Source organism: Pseudomonas sp. HMSC066A08 (assembly GCF_001813025.1).
GTDB lineage: Bacteria > Pseudomonadota > Gammaproteobacteria > Pseudomonadales > Pseudomonadaceae > Pseudomonas > Pseudomonas aeruginosa.
In genome coordinates this window covers 164,123-180,885 of sequence record NZ_KV811281.1, presented here as the reverse complement: position 1 = coordinate 180,885, position 16,763 = coordinate 164,123, and the positions used below count along the sequence as shown (strand labels likewise).

Annotated in this window: 17 protein-coding genes and 1 pseudogene; 2 read left to right on the top strand and 16 right to left on the bottom strand. The window is 67.4% G+C overall.

Features of this window, described 5'->3' with window-relative positions; translation table 11 throughout:
* Positions 1-54 precede the first annotated feature (54 nt).
* The 5 genes from HMPREF2886_RS07705 to HMPREF2886_RS07685 all read right to left on the bottom strand — a co-directional run bounded on the left by HMPREF2886_RS07705 (position 55) and on the right by HMPREF2886_RS07685 (position 4,708).
* Positions 55-855 carry a transglutaminase family protein gene (locus HMPREF2886_RS07705; RefSeq protein WP_033974014.1) on the bottom strand — a complete coding sequence of 267 codons (801 nt, stop codon included), beginning with the start codon at positions 853-855 and terminating at the stop codon, positions 55-57.
* Positions 852-1,805, bottom strand: a complete 954-nt coding sequence (locus HMPREF2886_RS07700) for an alpha-E domain-containing protein (protein WP_003087742.1) — start codon at positions 1,803-1,805, stop codon at positions 852-854. Before HMPREF2886_RS07700 ends, HMPREF2886_RS07705 begins: the two co-directional genes overlap by 4 nt.
* A 2-nt stretch (positions 1,806-1,807) precedes the next feature.
* Positions 1,808-3,220: a circularly permuted type 2 ATP-grasp protein gene (locus HMPREF2886_RS07695; protein ID WP_033974012.1), complete on the bottom strand. Its 1,413-nt coding sequence runs from the start codon at positions 3,218-3,220 to the stop codon at positions 1,808-1,810.
* A 350-nt stretch (positions 3,221-3,570) separates the two neighbouring features.
* Positions 3,571-4,269, bottom strand: a complete 699-nt coding sequence (locus HMPREF2886_RS07690; RefSeq protein ID WP_033974011.1) for a type 1 glutamine amidotransferase — start codon at positions 4,267-4,269, stop codon at positions 3,571-3,573.
* Positions 4,270-4,366: 97 nt separating this feature from the next.
* Positions 4,367-4,708, bottom strand: a complete 342-nt coding sequence (locus HMPREF2886_RS07685) for a ribonuclease E inhibitor RraB (RefSeq protein ID WP_003087738.1) — start codon at positions 4,706-4,708, stop codon at positions 4,367-4,369.
* 352 nt (positions 4,709-5,060) lie between these two features.
* On the opposite strand from HMPREF2886_RS07685, the pseudogene HMPREF2886_RS07680 reads away from it, so the two are divergent.
* Both HMPREF2886_RS07680 and bglX read left to right on the top strand, forming a co-directional pair.
* Positions 5,061-7,117 (top strand): annotated as a pseudogene (locus HMPREF2886_RS07680) (putative bifunctional diguanylate cyclase/phosphodiesterase).
* Between the two features lie 159 nt (positions 7,118-7,276).
* Entirely contained in the window at positions 7,277-9,571 is a 2,295-nt protein-coding gene (gene bglX, locus HMPREF2886_RS07675; protein ID WP_070747068.1) for a beta-glucosidase BglX, read from the top strand.
* 102 nt (positions 9,572-9,673) lie between these two features.
* Here bglX and pscL read toward each other — a convergent pair whose 3' ends face one another.
* The 11 genes from pscL to pscB are packed head-to-tail and all read right to left on the bottom strand — an operon-like array spanning position 9,674 to position 16,735.
* The gene (pscL, locus tag HMPREF2886_RS07670) at positions 9,674-10,318 is read right to left on the bottom strand and encodes a SctL family type III secretion system stator protein PscL (RefSeq protein ID WP_023088392.1); all 645 of its coding nucleotides are present in this window, start codon (positions 10,316-10,318) and stop codon (positions 9,674-9,676) included.
* Positions 10,297-10,917: a SctK family type III secretion system sorting platform protein PscK gene (pscK, locus tag HMPREF2886_RS07665; RefSeq protein ID WP_033974004.1), complete on the bottom strand. Its 621-nt coding sequence runs from the start codon at positions 10,915-10,917 to the stop codon at positions 10,297-10,299. Before pscK ends, pscL begins: the two co-directional genes overlap by 22 nt.
* A gap of 8 nt (positions 10,918-10,925) precedes the next feature.
* Complete coding sequence (pscJ, locus tag HMPREF2886_RS07660) at positions 10,926-11,672, bottom strand: SctJ family type III secretion inner membrane ring lipoprotein Psc (protein WP_070747066.1); 747 nt, start codon at positions 11,670-11,672, stop codon at positions 10,926-10,928.
* The gene (gene pscI, locus HMPREF2886_RS07655; RefSeq protein WP_003132858.1) at positions 11,669-12,007 is read right to left on the bottom strand and encodes a SctI family type III secretion system inner rod subunit PscI; all 339 of its coding nucleotides are present in this window, start codon (positions 12,005-12,007) and stop codon (positions 11,669-11,671) included. Before pscI ends, pscJ begins: the two co-directional genes overlap by 4 nt.
* Positions 12,007-12,438 (bottom strand): YopR family T3SS polymerization control protein PscH, encoded by a 432-nt coding sequence (gene pscH, locus HMPREF2886_RS07650; RefSeq protein WP_070747063.1) that lies wholly within the window; start codon positions 12,436-12,438, stop codon positions 12,007-12,009. Before pscH ends, pscI begins: the two co-directional genes overlap by 1 nt.
* A complete protein-coding gene (gene pscG, locus HMPREF2886_RS07645) occupies positions 12,435-12,782 on the bottom strand; it encodes a YscG family type III secretion system chaperone PscG (RefSeq protein WP_070747061.1) in 348 nt (115 codons plus the stop codon). Before pscG ends, pscH begins: the two co-directional genes overlap by 4 nt.
* Before the next feature lie 2 nt (positions 12,783-12,784).
* Positions 12,785-13,042 carry a type III secretion system needle filament protein PscF gene (pscF, locus tag HMPREF2886_RS07640; RefSeq protein ID WP_003087729.1) on the bottom strand — a complete coding sequence of 86 codons (258 nt, stop codon included), beginning with the start codon at positions 13,040-13,042 and terminating at the stop codon, positions 12,785-12,787.
* Positions 13,043-13,044: 2 nt separating this feature from the next.
* Positions 13,045-13,248 (bottom strand): YscE family type III secretion system co-chaperone PscE, encoded by a 204-nt coding sequence (gene pscE / locus HMPREF2886_RS07635; RefSeq protein ID WP_033973994.1) that lies wholly within the window; start codon positions 13,246-13,248, stop codon positions 13,045-13,047.
* Entirely contained in the window at positions 13,211-14,509 is a 1,299-nt protein-coding gene (gene pscD / locus HMPREF2886_RS07630) for a SctD family type III secretion system inner membrane ring subunit PscD (protein WP_070747059.1), read from the bottom strand. Before pscD ends, pscE begins: the two co-directional genes overlap by 38 nt.
* A gap of 1 nt (position 14,510) precedes the next feature.
* Positions 14,511-16,313, bottom strand: a complete 1,803-nt coding sequence (gene pscC, locus HMPREF2886_RS07625) for a SctC family type III secretion system outer membrane ring subunit PscC (protein ID WP_033973991.1) — start codon at positions 16,311-16,313, stop codon at positions 14,511-14,513.
* Positions 16,313-16,735, bottom strand: a complete 423-nt coding sequence (gene pscB, locus HMPREF2886_RS07620) for a YscB family type III secretion system chaperone PscB (RefSeq protein ID WP_003100754.1) — start codon at positions 16,733-16,735, stop codon at positions 16,313-16,315. The genes pscC and pscB overlap by 1 nt, the downstream gene beginning before the upstream one ends.
* Positions 16,736-16,763: the final 28 nt, after the last annotated feature.

The window sequence follows — 16,763 nt, the reverse complement described above, 5'->3', positions numbered from 1 at the left end:
CCGCCCCTCAAGCGTAAAGGCAATCGCCGATAACGCCAGGCGCGCAATGGATCGTCACTGTTGCTGCACCTGCAGCAGCGGCGCGCTGACCAGCACCCGCGCATGCATCTGCTCGCAACCGCCACCACGGCGCAAGCCGCGCACCGGGCAGGCATCCAGGTAGTCGAGGCCGACGGCCAGCTTGAGATGGCGCTCCGGACGGCCGAGCCGGTTGGTCACGTCGAAGCTGTACCAGCCGTCGCCGAGCCAGGCCTCGGCCCAGGCATGGCTGGCCAGGTGCGTATCGTCCTCGGTGTAGAGGTAGCCGGAGACGTAGCGCCCCGGCACGCCCTGGCTGCGGATGCAGGCGAGGAAGGCATGGGCATGGTCCTGGCAGACCCCGGCGCGTGCGCCGAAGGCCTCGATGGCGGTGCTGTCGACGCGGGTCGCCCCCGGCTGGTAGAGGATATGCCCGTGCAGCGCATGCATCAGGTCGAGCAGGCCGCCGCGGTCCTTGCGGCCGCCCATGGCGCGTTCGGCGAAGGCACGCATCTCGGCATCGGCGCCGGTCAGGCGGGTGCTGCGCAGGAACGGCAACGGCGACTGGCGATCGTGCTCCACCTCGCGCTCCTCGTCGATCTCGACCAGGCCGTGGGCGGCGATCAGGACCGACTCATGCGGTTCGTCCAGGGTCAGGACGTGCAGGATGTTGCCGTACGGATCGCGAAGCGGCCGCGCAGGGCGCGGCAGGTCCAGGCGCCAATCGACCACGTGCTGGCGCTCGCTGTCCTGCGGGGTCAGGCGCAGGTACTGGATGCTGGCGCGCACCCGGTCTTCGTAGCGATAGGTGGTGTCGTGGGTGATCGAGAGTCTCATGCGGCCTCCAGGTAGGAGCTGTGAATGGCGTTGGCCAACTGGCGAACCAGCAGGATGTAGTCGGTGATCCAGGTATGCAGGCCCTGTTCCAGCACCTCGTCGATACCGGTGTAGCGCACCCGCGCCTCCAACTCGGCGGCCAGGCGCTGCGCCGGCCGGCCGTTGACGCCGGGCAGGCCGGAAAGGATCTCGCTCAGTTCCTCGATGCAGGACAGCAGCGAACGCGGCACGTCCTCGCGCAACAGCAGCAATTCGGCGATGTTGCGCGCGTTGGGCGAGGCGCGGTACAGCTCGGTGTAGCCCTCGAAGGCGGATAGCGCCCGCAGCAGCGCGCTCCACTGGTAGTAGCCGCGCGCGGTGCCCTCGTCCGCCCCGGCGAGCGCCGCTTCGCCCTGGGTCTGGTAGCGCGCATCGAGCAGGCGCAAGGTATTGTCGGCGCGTTCGATGAAGGTTCCGAGACGGATGAAGCGGAACGCATCGTTGCGCATGCTGGTGGCGAAGGTCGCGCCGCGGAACAGGTGCGAGCGGTCCTTCACCCATTCGCAGAAACGACTGATGCCATAGCGCAGGATGCCCTCGGCGGCGATGCCGCGCATTTCCAGCCAGGTGGCATTGATGTTCTCCCACATGTCCAGGGTGATCCGCCCGCGTACCGCATGGGCACTGGCGCGCGCAGCGGCCAGGCAGCTGTAGATGCTCGCCGGGTTGTCCGGGTCGAGGGCGAAGAAACTCAACAGGCGCTCGGCGGCCAACTCGCCGTGGCGCTCCAGGTAGGCGTCGAGGGTGCCGGTGATCAACAGCGGCATCGCCAGTTCGTCCAGGCCGCCGCCGTTGCGGTCCTGCGGCAACAGCGACAGCGAGTAGCTGACGTCGAGCATGCGGGCGAGGTTCTCCGCGCGTTCCAGGTAGCGCGACATCCAGTAAAGGTCGGAAGCGGTCCGGCTGAGCATGCTTATTCCTCCACCACCCAGGTGTCCTTGGTGCCGCCGCCCTGGGACGAATTGACCACCAGCGAGCCTTCGCGCAATGCCACCCGGGTCAACCCGCCAGGCACCAGGCGGACCCGGTCCGGCGCCGACAGGACGAACGGCCGCAGGTCGATATGGCGCGGCGCGACACCGCTCTCGACGAAGGTCGGACAGGTCGACAGGGACAGCGTGGGTTGCGCGATATAGGCCTCCGGACGAGCCTTCAGGCGCTCGCGGAACAGCTCGATTTCCTCCCGGCTGGCCGCCGGTCCGACCAGCATGCCGTAGCCGCCGGAACCCTGGGTCTCCTTCACCACCAGCTCCGGCAGGTGCGCCAGGACGTGCGCCAGTTCCTTCGGCTTGCGACATTGCCAGGTCGGCACGTTGTGCAGCAGCGGGTCTTCGCCGAGGTAGAAGCGGATCATGTCCGGCACGTAGGGGTAGATCGACTTGTCGTCGGCCACCCCGGTACCGATCGCGTTGGCCAGCACCAGGTTGCCGGCCCGGTATGCGGCCAGCAGGCCGGGCACGCCGAGCAGCGAATCCGGGTTGAACGCCAGCGGGTCGAGGAAGGCGTCGTCGATCCTTCGGTAGATCACGTCCACCGCTTGCGGTCCAGCCGTCGTGCGCATGTAGACCCGCTCGTCGCGGACGAACAGATCGGCGCCTTCGACCAGTTCCACGCCCATCTCGCGGGCGAGGAAGGCGTGTTCGAAGTAGGCGCTGTTGAAACGTCCCGGCGTCAATACCACCACGCTCGGCGACTCGACGTCACTGGCCCGCTTGAGGGTGTCGAGCAACAGGTCCGGGTAGTGGTCGATCGGCGCCACGCGCTGGCGGACGAACAGCTCGGGGAACAGGCGCATCATCATCTTGCGGTTTTCCAGCATGTAGGAAACACCGCTGGGCGTGCGCAGGTTGTCCTCCAGCACGTAGTAGTTGCCGCTGCCGTCGCGGACCAGGTCGACCCCGGCGATATGCGCGTAGACGTTGCCCGGCAGGTCCAGTCCCTGCATCGCCAGTTGGTACTGGTCGTTGGCCAGGACCTGCTCGGCAGGAATCACACCGGCCTTGAGGATGCGCTGTTCGTGGTAGAGATCGGCGAGGAACAGGTTCAGCGCCTGGACGCGCTGGATGCAGCCGGCCTCGATGTGCGCCCACTCCGCCGCGGGAATGCTGCGCGGGATGGTGTCGAAGGGGATGAGGCGCTCGGTGCCCTGTTCGTCGCCGTACAGGGTGAAGGTGATGCCGGCGCGGTGGAACAGCAGGTCGGCTTCACGTCGGCGTTGCAGCAGTTGCTCTTCAGGGGTGTCGGCCAGCCAGCGAGCGAATTCCCGATAATGCGAGCGGCATTCGCCGCCAGCATCGTGCATCTCGTCGTAAAACATGCGTGCCATGCCGGACTCCTTGTCGTCACGAACGATGGGGAACTCGCAAAGCCCGTGCCAGCGCGCGGATCACGGCTCGTCGGCGATTCGCAGGGTCGGCGCGGCGGGTTCGCCCCAGTCTGGTGCATCCTGCCCACAGGGAGAGGAAGGGCGCCCCGTTCGACGGCATGCGCGCCCCGCTGCCACGGACCGGCATCGACCTGCCGATCGCGAAGCGACCTATGGGACCGATAAGTCTAGAACAGACCCGGAAGGGGGACGGCTTCTCCCCCTCCCTTCCATGCAGACAGCCGTCTCGCTCGAACGAGCGATAAAGCGGACCGGCGGTAGTGCCAGGGGGGCGCCCGCGGCCGGGAAGGTCAATCGATCAGCGACAGCCAATGACGGTAGAAACCCTCGGCCACCCGATTCAGCCCGGCAACCTTGGCAGGCAATCCGGCCAGCATGTCCTCGGCGGATTGCTGGCTGGGCTGGGAGGGATCGAGCAGGTGCGGCCAGCCGGCGATCCAGCGCCGCACCAGTTCCTCGGTCATTTCCGGATGGCCTTGCAGGCCCAGTACGTGACCGCCCCAGGAAAACCCCTGGTTCTCGCACCACGGGCTGGACAGCAGGCGCTCGGCGCCCTGCGGCAGGTCGAAGGCATCGCCATGCCACTGGAAGATCGAGAAGCACTCCGGCAGCCCGGCCAGCCATGGACTGTCGCGGCTTTCCCGCTGCATGGGCTGCCAGCCCATTTCGGTGTAGGGCTGTTGCCGCACCGTCGCGCCCAAGGCGCGGGCCAGCAACTGGCCGCCGAGGCAATGGCCGATCAGCGGGATGCGTCGCTCGATGAAGCGACGCAGCAACGCGAGTTCGTCGCGCAACCAGGGCAGGTCGTCGTTGACGCTCATCGGCCCACCCATGATCGCCACCGCTCGCGGGCGTTCGGCGTCGAGACCGGCGAGCTCGCCGAGGTCGGCGCGGATCACGCGGAAGTCCAGGCCACGCTCCGCCAGCACGGCCCCCAGATGGCCTGGCGGACAGAACTCGGCATGGGTCAGGATCAGAATATCGCTCATGGCTTACCTCCTTCCCCAGTCTGAAGGAAAGCCTTCGAGGAAGGAAAGCCCGACGCAGGAGCCCCGGCCCGGGATCGCGGCCGGGGTCCCGCCACCGTCACGGACGCAGCGAAGTGACCTCCTGAGTCACGCCCCACCCGTCCAGCACGCCACCCAGCGGCACCACGACTTCCTCCAGGTCGTGTTCGAAGGCACCGATGGCAGCATGGGTGGCATACATCACCTTGCTGACCTGCAGGTTCCAGGAGCCATCGTCGCGAGCGACGACCTGGGCCCTGAGGGATTCGCCGCGAAACTGGCCCGCTGCCTGGCGGGCCTCCCGCTCACTGGGAAAGATGGCGAAGAAGTCGATGGGATGGATGCGCGCGAAGTCGAAGCCGCCTTCTTTCATGCGACGCAGGACATTCACGCTGACATCATCCGAGAAGGGCTTTTCCATGAGACGCACCTCCTGTCGAGACATTCAGAAAGTTCACCGATTCCCCATTCAGCTGAAGCCATCGTCGGCGATCATGAGAGTTTTTTGATCAAGCCAGAGAAAGATCGGACGACCATGGCTTCTTTCAGGGTAGCGTCAACCTGCCAGCGCTGCCGAGCTTTCCGCCGCCTGCCCCGGCGGGCGGCGACCGGCGGCAGACAAAGCGCTGTACAAAAGGCCCGGCCGTTGAGCAAGATTCCGCCTGCGCCGGCGACCGTTGGTCCTGCCCGATGGCATTGGCGAAAGCGACTCGTGCAATAATATCAGGTTGATATCAACCACTTCTCTCCCGCTATCCCGTTCGGACGCTTTCATGCTTATCAGCAGCTACAACCAGGTTCTTGTCGCCTTTCCCTGATTGTGGCCATCCTGGCGTCCTACACCGCTCTCGACATGGCCGGCCGGGTGACCCTGGCGAAAGGCCGCGAGGCGCTCTCCTGGCTGATCGGCGGCGCTTTCGCCATGGGCTTCGGCATCTGGTCGATGCATTTCGTCGGCATGCTCGCCTTCAGCCTGCCGATCCCGCTCGGCTACGACCTGGGCCTGACCCTGCTGTCGCTGCTGCTGGCCGTCGGCAGTTCGGCCTTCGCCCTCTGGCTGGTGTGCCAGGCGGAGCTCCCCTGGCAACGCCTGGCGCTAGGCGCCCTGCTGATGGGCAGCGGCATCGCCGCCATGCACTACACCGGGATGGCCGCCCTGCTGATGATGCCGGGGATCGTCTACGACCCGCTGTGGCTCGGCCTCTCCATCCTGATCGCGGTGATCGCCTCCGGCGCCGCGCTGTGGATCGCCTTCCGCCTGCGCCATGGCAGCCGGCGCATCGTCCTGGTCCGGGCCGGCGCCGCCCTGGTGATGGGCTGCGCCATCGTCGGCATGCACTACACCGGGATGGCCGCCGCGCAGTTCCCCCTGGGCAGCTTCTGCGGCGCCGCCGGCCGAGGCATCGACAACGGCTGGCTGGCGGTGCTGGTCATCGTGATCACCCTGGCGGTGATCGCCATCGCCCTGATCGTCTCGGTGCTGGACTCGCGCCTCGAGGCACGTACCTCGGTACTCGCCACCTCCCTCGCCCGAGCCAACCGCGAGCTGATCCAGTTGGCCCTGCACGACAACCTGACCAAGCTGCCCAACCGCATGCTCCTCGACGACCGCCTGGAGCAGGCGATCCAGCAGGCGATCCGCGACGATCGCCGGTTCGCCGTGCTGTTCATGGACCTGGACGGCTTCAAGGCGGTCAACGATGCCTACGGCCATCACCTCGGCGACCTGTTGCTGATCGAAGTCGCCGAGCGTATCCGCGCCAACGTCCGCGCCCAGGACACCATCGCCCGCCTCGGCGGCGACGAGTTCGTCCTGCTGATCGAGGCCCGCGAGCCCGCCGACGCCGCGACCCTGGCCGAGAAGCTGGTGAAGCGGATCAGCCAGCCGTACCAGATATCCCGCCACGAGGTGCGGATCTCGGCGAGCATCGGCATCGCGCTCTACCCCGGCGACGGGCAGACCCGCCACGAGCTGATGATCAATGCCGACGCGGCGATGTACCACGCCAAGGACCAGGGACGGAACGGCTACTGCTTCTTCGAGAGTTCGATGAACGCCAACGCCCAGGAACAGTTGCAACTACTGCATGACCTGCGCCAGGCCCTGGAGCGCCGGCAACTGGTCTTGCACTACCAGCCCAAGGTACTGGCGCCGAACGGACCGATGATCGGCGTGGAAGCGCTGCTGCGCTGGGAGCATCCGCAACATGGGCTGATCACCCCCGGCCAGTTCCTGCCGCTGGCGGAAAAGACCGGCCTGATCGTGCAGATCGGCGAGTGGGTGCTCGACGAAGCCTGTCGGCAGATGCGCCTCTGGCTGGACGGCGGACATGCGGACTGGAACATCGCGGTGAACCTTTCGGCCCTGCAGTTCGCCCATGCCGGCCTGGTCGACTCGGTACGCAACGCACTCCTGCGCCACAGCCTGGAGCCTAGCCACCTGGTCCTCGAGGTGACCGAATCGACCGCCATGCGCGATGCCGATGCCAGCCTGGTGATCCTCGAGCAGTTGTCGGCGATGGGCGTCGGCATCTCCATCGACGACTTCGGCACCGGCTACTCCAGCCTGCTCTATCTCAAGCGCCTGCCGGCGAGCGAACTGAAGATCGACCGTGGCTTCATCAACGAACTGGCCCACGACAGCGACGACGCCGCGATCGTCTCGGCGATCGTCGCCCTCGGCCGCACGCTGAACCTGAAGATCGTCGCCGAGGGCGTGGAAACCGAGGCCCAGCAGGAGTTCCTGACCCGCCTCGGCTGCAATTCGCTGCAAGGCTTCCTGCTCGGCAGGCCGATGCCGGCCGAGCAGTTGCTCGCCAGCGTCGCCTGAGCGCCGCCAGCGGCGCGCCACGGGACCTGTCAGAACCGGCAGATTCGCCCATCGCCGTCTCGTTGACTTCCGCCCGCGCTGCGAACACCTTATGTCGCGCCCGCCGGGCGGCAGTCACGCCGCCACGACGAGTGTCTATCCAATAACGAGAAAACATGCATGAACAGGCTGTGTGTACTGGGGCTTCTCATCGGGCTGAGCGGGAGCCCGGCACTGGCGGCTGGCCAGGGCGAATCCGGCAATCCGCCGGCCACCGACAAGGAACGTTTCATCGCCAGCCTGATGGCTCGCATGAGCAACGCGGAAAAGATCGGCCAGCTACGCCTGGTCAGCGTCGGCGCCGACCATCCCAAGGAAGCGCTGATGGCGGATATCCGTGCCGGCAAGGTCGGCGCCATCTTCAATACCGTGACCCGCCCGGACATTCGCGCCATGCAGGACCAGGTCCGCCATAGCCGCCTGAAGATCCCGCTGTTCCATGCCTACGACGTGGCCCACGGGCACCGCACCATCTTTCCCATCAGCCTCGGCCTCGCCGCCAGCTGGGACCCCGAGGTGGTCGCCCGCAGCGCACGGATCTCCGCCCTCGAGGCCAGCGCCGACGGGCTCGACATGAGCTTCTCGCCGATGGTCGACATCACCCGCGACGCGCGCTGGGGGCGGGTCTCGGAAGGCTTCGGCGAAGACACCTACCTGACCTCGCTGCTGTCCGGCGTGATGGTCCGTGCCTACCAGGGCTCCAGCCTGGCCGCCCCGGACAGCATCATGGCGGCGGTCAAGCACTTCGCCCTGTACGGCGCGGCCGAAGGCGGCCGCGACTACAACACCGTGGACATGAGCCTGCCGCGCATGTTCCAGGACTACCTGCCGCCCTACAAGGCCGCGGTGGACGCCGGCGCCGGCGCGGTGATGGTCTCGCTGAACACCATCAACGGCGTGCCCGCCACCGCCAACCGCTGGCTGCTGACCGACCTGCTGCGCCAGCAGTGGGGCTTCAAGGGGCTGACCATCAGCGACCACGGCGCGGTAAAGGAACTGATCAAGCACGGCCTCGCCGGCAACGAGCGGGACGCCACGCGCCTGGCGATCCAGGCCGGTGTCGACATGAACATGAACGACGATCTCTACTCGACCTGGCTGCCGAGGCTGCTGGCGGCCGGCGAGATCGACCAGGCCGACATCGATCGCGCCTGCCGCGACGTGCTGGCGGCGAAGTACGACCTCGGCCTGTTCGCCGATCCCTACCGGCGCCTGGGCAAGCCGGACGACCCGCCGTTCGACACCAACGCCGAGAGCCGCCTGCACCGCCAGGCCGCCCGCGAGGTGGCTCGCGAAGGGCTGGTCCTGCTGAAGAACCGCGACGGCCTGCTGCCGCTGAAGAAACAGGGGCGGATCGCGGTGATCGGCCCCCTGGCCAAGAGCCAGCGCGACGTCATCGGCAGTTGGTCGGCAGCCGGCGTGCCCCGCCAGGCGGTAACCGTCTACCAGGGCCTGGCCAATGCCGTCGGCGACCGTGCCACCCTGCTCTACGCCAAGGGTGCCAATGTCAGTGGCGACCAGGCGATCCTCGACTACCTGAACAGCTACAACCCGGAAGTCGAGGTCGATCCGCGCTCCGCCGAGGCGATGCTCGAGGAGGCCTTGCGCACCGCGCACGACGCCGACCTGGTGGTCGCCGTGGTCGGCGAATCGCAGGGCATGGCCCACGAGGCATCCAGTCGCACCGACCTGCGCATCCCGGCCAGCCAGCGGCGGCTGCTGAAGGCACTGAAGGCCACCGGCAAGCCGCTGGTGCTGGTGCTGATGAACGGCCGACCGCTATCGCTGGGCTGGGAGCAGGAAAACGCCGACGCGATCCTGGAAACCTGGTTCAGTGGCACCGAAGGCGGCAATGCCATCGCCGACGTGCTGTTCGGCGAGCACAACCCCAGCGGCAAGCTGACCATGTCCTTCCCGCGCTCGGTGGGCCAGGTACCGGTCTACTACAACCACCTGAACACCGGCCGGCCGATGGACCACGACAATCCCGGCAAATACACCTCGCGCTATTTCGACGAAGCCAACGGCCCGCTCTACCCGTTCGGCTACGGCCTCAGCTACACCGAGTTCAGTCTCTCGCCCCTGCGCCTGTCCAGCGAACGGCTGGCCCGCGGCGACACCCTGGAAGCGCGGATCACGCTCAGCAACAGCGGCAAGCGCGCCGGCGCCACGGTGGTCCAGCTTTATCTGCAGGACCCGGTCGCCAGCCTCAGCCGGCCGGTGAAGGAGCTGCGCGGGTTCCGCAAGGTGATGCTGGAGCCCGGCGAATCGCGGGAGATTGTCTTCCGCCTCGGCGAGGCGGACCTGAAGTTCTACGACAGCCAGCTCAGGCACACGGCCGAGCCAGGCGAGTTCAAGGTCTTCGTCGGCCTGGATTCGGCGCAAACCGAAAGCCGCAGCTTCACCCTGCTCTGAAGGCGCCGACCGCACCGCCACCGTCGCCGCCGCGGGCGAACGGCAGCGCCTCAGCCCTCGGCCCGGAGCCAACGCCCGGACCGGGGGCGGCGCCTGGCTCCCTCAACCGGCGTCCCCTTCCTCCTCGCCGCTCCGCGCCACGCCCTCCGTCAATGCGGCCTGCAACGCCGCCAACTGGCTGTCGAGCGAAGCGTCGATGATCCCGATCTCGGTTTCCAGGATACAACCGCCCTGGTCCAGCCGCGCATCGCCGACCACTTCCAGGTAGCCCACCTCGGGGAAATCCTTGAGCACCCGGGCGACCTGCTCGCGCACCGCGGCCAACTGTTCCGGCTGGACGTGCAGGATCACCTGCTTCTGGTTGCTCACCAATGCCAGTGCCTCGCGCGTGGCCGCCAGGGTCAGCTCGACAGCGTCGTAGTGGCGCAACACCTTGCGCACCGCCTGCAGCACCACCTCGCCAAGCTGGCGATCGACCTGCCGGTAGTAGCGGTTGCAGCGCAGTAGCGTTTCCTGGATCAGCCCGGCCTGGCGCAGACGCGCCTCCTCCAGCCCGGCCTCCCAGCCCAGGCGCTTCTGCTCCTGGTAAACCTCGTGGGCCTCGCGCTCGATTTCGGCGGCACGCTCGCGTGCCGCTTCCACCAGGCGGTTGGCGCTGAGGTAGTCCTGGTAGTCGCGGGCGCGCAACAGGGCCTGCCCGGGGGCCAGCCGCACGCGACTGGCGTCTAGTTCAACAAATGGAAGCATTCATCGCTCGCTTGTCGGGCGACCTTCAGGCACAGGGTCCGCGCCAGGGATCGCCGTTGTTCGTCGAAGGTCCAGTCCGCCGGGGCCGGCATGGCCTCCAGGCGCAGGCGCAGGCGCCGCGAGAAACCGCAGTCGGCATCGCTACAGGCGGCCAGCCAGAAAGCCAGGCCGCAGCGCCGGAAATAGCCGTCCTCCGGGGTTTCCGGCAAGGCCCGCTGCCAGCCCGGCGGCCAGCGACCGATGAGCAGGTCGAGCTGCTCCAGGCAGAAACGCTGGCCCTGTTCGCCGATCTGCGCGCGGATGCGCCGTACCCGCGCACCGTCCAGCACCTGCCGCAAGGCCTGGCCGTGCAGCAGCGCGCCGAGCCAGCCCAGGGTCCGTTCCAGCGCCGCCTGCGGGTAAAGGGCCAGCCCGCCCAGTTGCGCGGGCATGCGGAACGCGCAGTCCAGTTCCAGTTGCTCCAGCAGCCAGGCATTGAGAACGCTCTGTCGCCGCCAGTCCGGCAGCGCCGGCAGCAACCGCAGCAATACCGCGGGCAGGTGCGACTCGTGGATGTAGCGGGCCGGACAGAAGCGCAACTGGTAGGCCGTCAATGGCATCGCGCCGCTCAGCCCCGTTGCCGGTGCCAGAAGAACTGCGCCAGGTTGCTCGCCAGCAGCAACGCCAGCAGCAGGCCGAACAGGCCGAGCAGGCGTCCGCGCGAGTGTTCCGCCACCTGGATCGAGAAGACACTCTCGAAGCGTGGCGCCAGCGGGACCTGGCGGACCCCGGCCGACGGCACCAGCACCACGCTGATGCGGTCGTAGCTGAGTCCTTCGATGCCGTTGTTCACCAGTTGCTTGATCTGCGGCACGTAGGCATCCAGCTGCACGTCGGCGGCGTGCTTGATGAACACCGAGGCCGATGCCGGCGAGGACTTCCTGCCCAGTCCGTCGCGCTCCTCGGGCAGCACCACATGGACCCGCGCCACCAGTACGCCATCGATCTCGGAAAGGGTATGGGAAATCTCCTGGGCCTTGGCGTAGTTGAGCCGCGCGCGCTCTTCGATGGGCGAGGAAATCAGCCCGTCCTTGGGAAACACATCCTTCAGCGTGGAGAAGTTCTCCCGCGGATAGCCCTTGCGCTTGAGCACCTCCACCGCCTCGGCGATATCCGACTCCTCCACCAGCAGGCGCACGGTGCCATCCTTGTCCGCCTGCTTGTCCGCGGAAACGCCCTCCGAACGCAACAGCGCCAGCATCTCGTTGCCTTCCTTCTGGCTGATCCCGGTATAGAGTTCGACCTTGCACCCGCCCAACGCCAGCACCAGCGCCAGGAGCACCATGCCCGACAGACCTTTCACCGTTCGCCTCATTGGGTCTTCATCAGGGTTTCGACGTTCTGGCTCATGCGCCCGACGGTCTTGGCGATCAGCTCTTCCTGCATGGTGATGCGCATCAGCGACCACTGCATCTGCATCAGACTGTTGGGATCGTCGCCGGGCGTCGACAGCTCCACCTGCAACTCCTGCTTGGCCTGGCTGAAACGCTCCTTGATCTGCCCCAGTTCGCTGAGCAGGTCGCCGCCCAGGCTGCCGGCACCGCCCATCGCCCGTTCGAACTCGGCGACGTGGGCCGCGCCGGCCGGGCCGCCGGAGAGTTCTTCGAGACTGGTGATCTGCGCCTGGGCGCCCATCCGAGAGATATCCATCATGACTCCAGGTCGAGTTTGTGGCTGTTGCGCACGAGGTTGTCGAGCATGCCGTTGAGCGGGATCAGCACCTGCAATTCGCGACGCGCCAGTTGCGCCAGGTATTCGCCGCCCGGCGCATGCTCGAGCGCACCGAGCAACTGGAGGAGAAAGGTTTGCTGCTGGCGCCCCAGCGGCAGTTCCGCGCGGAGCATCGCCTTCAGCTCCAGGCGGTCCGCCTCCAACCCTTGCAGCGGCTGGGCAAAGCGCTGCAGCAGGCGCTCGCCGAGAACGCCGCTCTCCAACCCGGCCAGGCGGCGTCCGTCCGCCGGCGGCTCTCCGCCGAGGGCCTGTTCGAAAGCCAGCACCTGATCGACAGCCGGCAGGTTCGCCGCCTTCGGACTGGCCGACGGATAGACGGCGAATCCCGGCGGCGCGTCGATGCGGCTCATGTCCGCATCTGGGCGCGCATGCCGGCGGCGAAGTCGGCCAGGGCAGGATCGCTGCTGCCGCCCAGCCCGGCCAGCCTGCGGTCCAGCGCGGCGCCCAACCCCAGGTGCCACTCGCACAAGGCGAACCAGGGCTCCAGCGCCGGCCAGGGATTGCCATGGGCGAAGACCAGCGCTTCCTGATAGCGCCCCTGGTTGGCCAGGCTGGAAATCCGGATCAGCCGCGCCGCTTCGTCCTGTCCGAGGCGCTCCAGCCACTCGGCGATGCACAGCGCCTCTTCGTGGCAGTGCTGCCCGCTGCCGGCCAGCGCCAGTTCCGCCAATTCGCGTATCAGTGAAGTGTCCATGTTCAGATCTTCTGCAGGATGCCTTGCATCAGGTCGCGCAGCGCACGGGTTACCGTCGAGTTGATGTTGTAGATGACCGACCACTTGTTGATCTTGTGTTGCAGCTCGGCCAGCAGCGCCGGGTTGTCGGCATTGTCGGTCCCCTGCAAGGCCTTGATCGCGTCGTTGACGTCCTTGTTCGCTGCGTTGGCCTGCTCCTTCAGGGCATTGGCCACGGTATCGAGGGTATTCCCCGGGTTGGGGTTGAATATCTGCGCCATGCTTAGTCCTCTGTGAGCTGCGAAAGAATGCCGAGACCGCCTTCGAGGGCCCGGGCCTGCTGTTGCAGGAATTGGAAGCGCTCCGGGCCGGCGCCCCTGGCCAGCTCCCGGCGACATTCCGCCAGCGCCGCTTGCAGACGCTGCCGGAGCGCTGCGGCATACGTGCCGTCAGCGACCGACAGTCGCGTTTCCAAGGCTGTCATCATGGAGCACCTCCCCTTTGAGATTGATGATGAAACGCTGCTTGCCGCGGGCCACCAGGATCGACTCCGGCTCGATGGCGAGGATTCGCACACCGCGGGATGTCGAGGCGCCCACCGGGTATTTCTGGCCGTCGCCGAGCACTACATAGGGCACCCGCCCCAGCGACACCGAGCGCACCGTGAACTCCAGTTCGTCGCCGCTGGCGCGCTTGCCGCGACTGAGCAGCTCCAGGCTCGGGCGGTTGCCGAACTCCTGCTGGAACTCGCGTTGCAGGCGGTAGAAGGCGCTGAGCTGAACCTCGTCGAGCGTGCCGCTCAGCTCGATGCGCTCGCCGCGCTCGCGGAAACTCAGTTGCCGGTCGAGGCCGGCGTCCGCCAGCAGGCGCTCGAGCCGGCGCAGGTGCGAGCCGGCCACCCGGACCTGGTCTTCCACCCCGAGCAGGCCCGGCACCTCGGACTCCAGCAATGCGTCGATCCGCGCCCAGCGTTCGTCCTGCTCCGCCAGTTCGCCGCTGAGCCGGACCCAGCCAGGCTTGTCCGCGTTGCTGCTGAGGATCTGCCGATAGCCGAATTTCTGCAGGATGAAATCCACACCCTGGCGAATGTCTTCCATGCTCCGTGCTTCCAGTCGGTAGTCCACGCCGCTGCCATCGAGGTAGCGCTGCAGCGCCAGGCGCCGGGCGTTGTCCTCCAGGTAGCCGCCGAGCAGGAGACTGTCGCCCTGGCGCTGCACATCCACCTCGGTCATGCCCTGCTCGCGCAGGTAGGCGCGCACCTTCGCCAGGGGCTCCTCGCCGGCCATGCCGTGCTGGCGGGCCGACCAGGGCTCGACGAGCATGCCCAGCAGGCACAGCGCCAGCGCCAGGCTGATGCCGAGCAGCCAGGCCCCGCCGGCACGGGCGGACCGCTTGCGGCGCACTGGCGCGGCCTGCGCCTCGACTTCGGGGAAACGCTCGGGAAAACTCCGCTGCGGATCGCAGAATGCCCAGCGCAGCGGGCCGCAGGTCTGCCCGGCAAGCGCCTGCAGGATCGCTCCGGCGACTTGCGGCTGGCCGTCCTGGCGAGGCTCGCAGCCCTCCGCCCATTCCAGCAGGCGCACGCCCTGGCCATCGACCTCGAGCACCAGGTGGACTGCCGCGATGCCCTCGTCGAGCAGCACCAGGTCGGCCTGCAACGGATCGCTGCCAAGCGCCACCCGCCCCTCTCCGAGCGAGACTTCGGCGCCCTGGTTCAGCCCGCTGTAGAAGCGGATCTTCCAGGCCATGCTAATTCCCGCGCTCCGCGCCGACGCACCAGGCGCCGTCCTTGGGACAGGCGCCGTCGGTCACCCGCCAGCCCTCCTGCGCGCCCATCCGGCAGGGCGTGAGGAACGAACCCTGGCCAGCCTGGCGCAAGCGCTCCTGCTCGGCCCTGGCCGGCGCCAGCGCCTGGCAGCGGGCGCTACCGAGCAGCTTGCGCAGCGACAGGCTCTGGTTCGACAACTCGTCGATTTCAAGCAGGCCGCCGCGCAGGTCGCGACGGTTGTTCAGCGCCAGGTAATGGCCGACGCCATCGTCGATCAGCCGCGGCTCGATGAGGAACAGCCGCACCGAGCGGCGCACGGTGTCCGCGGTCGTGCGGAACAGCGCGCCGAGATAGGGAATGTCGCCGAGCCAGGGTACCTTGCGCTGGCTCTGGCTCAGTTCGTCGCGGTAGATGCCGCCGATCAGCAGGCTCTGGCCATGGCCTACGCGGGCGATGGTATCGATCACCGTACGGTTGATCGTGGGGATCTTGTCCAGGCCGGCGCTGTTGGGTTTCTGGCTGCCGTCCTCGATGTGCAGGCTGAGGCTGATCTCCGGCGTATCGCCGAGAGTCACCACTCGCGGCGTCATTTTCAGCATGGTGCCGTAGGTGATCGCCTTCAGCTCGGCCACCCGCTCGCCCGTGACCCGCACATAGTAGGTTTCGCTCTGGTCGAGCACCGCCTGGGTATTCTCCTGGGTCAGCAGGGTCGGCCGGGATCCGATCTGCGCCTGTCCCTGGCTCTGCAACAGGGTGACCTTGGCCAGCAGGAAATCCAGCCCGCGACTGTCCACCAGGCTGCCGACCGCCCCGTTACCGGCGCCGCCGCCCTCCTCGCTATCCTGGCCGGTGGTACGGATCTGGATCGACTTGTTGTTGCCCAGGCGAATCCCGGCGCTCCAGTCGACGCCCAGCTGGGCGAGGTTCTCGGCATTGATGTCGATGATCGACAAGCCGACCTCGATCCGCGCCGAGGGCCGGTCGAGGGCTTCGATCAGACGGCGATACATGGGCAACCGGTCCTTGTGGTCGCGCACCACCACCGCGTTCAGCGACGGTTCCGCCTGGACCACCGCATGGCTGGATTGCGGTCCCGGACGCAGCTTGCCCGGCTCGTCGCCCACCGCAACCACGTTGGCATCGCTGAGCACCCGCGAGAGGATGCTGGCGATGCCCGGTGCCTCGATCTCGTCGTCGCGGTATTCGATCTTGCGGTCCTCGGCGACCGCATAGCGCAGCGGGAAGATCTCCACGCTGAGGTCGCCGGTCTTTTCGCTGCGCAGGGTGTATTGCTGCTCCAGCACCTGGGCGGTCTGCTCGACCAGTTCGAGATAGCGCCCCGGACCGGACACGTGCACCAGCCGCCCGGAAGGGTCGGCACGCCAGCCGAAGCGCGGCTCCCAGATGCCGGCGGCGGTCAGCGCGCGCTTCAACTCGGCCTCGCCGACCTGCTCCAGCCTCACCAGCCGCGATTGCATCTCGGTGGTCTTGAATACGTACAGCACGGTGCCGTCGTAGTACCAGCCGAGGTTGTAGAGGGAGGTCATCAACTGCAGGAAGGCCTGCGGGCTTTCCAGGTCGAAGCGACCGCTGACCTGGTCGTTGACCTTGTCGCTGACGATCACCGAGGCATCGTAGTTGGCGCCGAAGTTGGCCAGCACGTCGCGCAGGCTTTCGCCCTGCGCCACATAGTCGTAAGGCAGGCTGGGCCAGTCCAGCGGCTGCGCGCGCAAGACCGCGCCAGGCAGCAGCGCCAGCAGTCCGCCGATCAGCAGGCGGCGCATCAGGGACGCCACACCGGAGCCTGCGGCGGCAACCCGCGGGGCAGCGGCTCCAGCTCCGGCGCCAGCGCCTCGAGCAGCCCCACCTGGGCGGCCAGGGCCCGTTCGAGTCGCTCGGGATCGAGGCCGTCGAGGCCCAGCCGCGCCTGCAACAGCAGGCGCCCGTCCGCGTCCAGGACGATGGCCTGGGGATAGCGCCGGCTCCAACTGGCGACCCGCGACAACAGCGCCCGCAGCAACCCCAACTGGTCGCGCTGCGGATCCAGGGGGGCGTGCTCCAGCGGGCTTTCCAGCAGAAGGTCGTCGCCCTGGCGCAGCAACAGGACGCTCTGTCCGTCGATGCGCAGGTGGTACGAACCCGTCCGATCGGCAACAAAGGGCCCTTGGCCCAGGCGAGTGGCCAATCCGCTCAACAGATGATCCATGATTCCTCGGTAGGGCCGGCTTTCGCCG

Bases quoted from the DNA above. Each gene is read 5' to 3' on its own strand.
- pscE (WP_033973994.1), bottom strand. From the start codon at position 13,248: ATGATGACAGCCTTGGAAACGCGACTGTCGGTCGCTGACGGCACGTAT.
- pscK (WP_033974004.1), bottom strand. From the start codon at position 10,917: ATGCCATTGACGGCCTACCAGTTGCGCTTCTGTCCGGCCCGCTACATC.
- HMPREF2886_RS07700 (WP_003087742.1), bottom strand. From the start codon at position 1,805: ATGCTCAGCCGGACCGCTTCCGACCTTTACTGGATGTCGCGCTACCTG.
- HMPREF2886_RS07685 (WP_003087738.1), bottom strand. From the start codon at position 4,708: ATGGAAAAGCCCTTCTCGGATGATGTCAGCGTGAATGTCCTGCGTCGC.
- bglX (WP_070747068.1), top strand. From the start codon at position 7,277: ATGAACAGGCTGTGTGTACTGGGGCTTCTCATCGGGCTGAGCGGGAGC.
- HMPREF2886_RS07695 (WP_033974012.1), bottom strand. From the start codon at position 3,220: ATGGCACGCATGTTTTACGACGAGATGCACGATGCTGGCGGCGAATGC.
- pscJ (WP_070747066.1), bottom strand. From the start codon at position 11,672: ATGAGGCGAACGGTGAAAGGTCTGTCGGGCATGGTGCTCCTGGCGCTG.
- pscD (WP_070747059.1), bottom strand. From the start codon at position 14,509: ATGGCCTGGAAGATCCGCTTCTACAGCGGGCTGAACCAGGGCGCCGAA.
- pscG (WP_070747061.1), bottom strand. From the start codon at position 12,782: ATGGACACTTCACTGATACGCGAATTGGCGGAACTGGCGCTGGCCGGC.
- pscB (WP_003100754.1), bottom strand. From the start codon at position 16,735: ATGGATCATCTGTTGAGCGGATTGGCCACTCGCCTGGGCCAAGGGCCC.
- HMPREF2886_RS07690 (WP_033974011.1), bottom strand. From the start codon at position 4,269: ATGAGCGATATTCTGATCCTGACCCATGCCGAGTTCTGTCCGCCAGGC.
- pscC (WP_033973991.1), bottom strand. From the start codon at position 16,313: ATGCGCCGCCTGCTGATCGGCGGACTGCTGGCGCTGCTGCCTGGCGCG.
- pscI (WP_003132858.1), bottom strand. From the start codon at position 12,007: ATGGATATCTCTCGGATGGGCGCCCAGGCGCAGATCACCAGTCTCGAA.
- HMPREF2886_RS07705 (WP_033974014.1), bottom strand. From the start codon at position 855: ATGAGACTCTCGATCACCCACGACACCACCTATCGCTACGAAGACCGG.
- pscF (WP_003087729.1), bottom strand. From the start codon at position 13,042: ATGGCGCAGATATTCAACCCCAACCCGGGGAATACCCTCGATACCGTG.
- pscH (WP_070747063.1), bottom strand. From the start codon at position 12,438: ATGAGCCGCATCGACGCGCCGCCGGGATTCGCCGTCTATCCGTCGGCC.
- pscL (WP_023088392.1), bottom strand. From the start codon at position 10,318: ATGCTTCCATTTGTTGAACTAGACGCCAGTCGCGTGCGGCTGGCCCCC.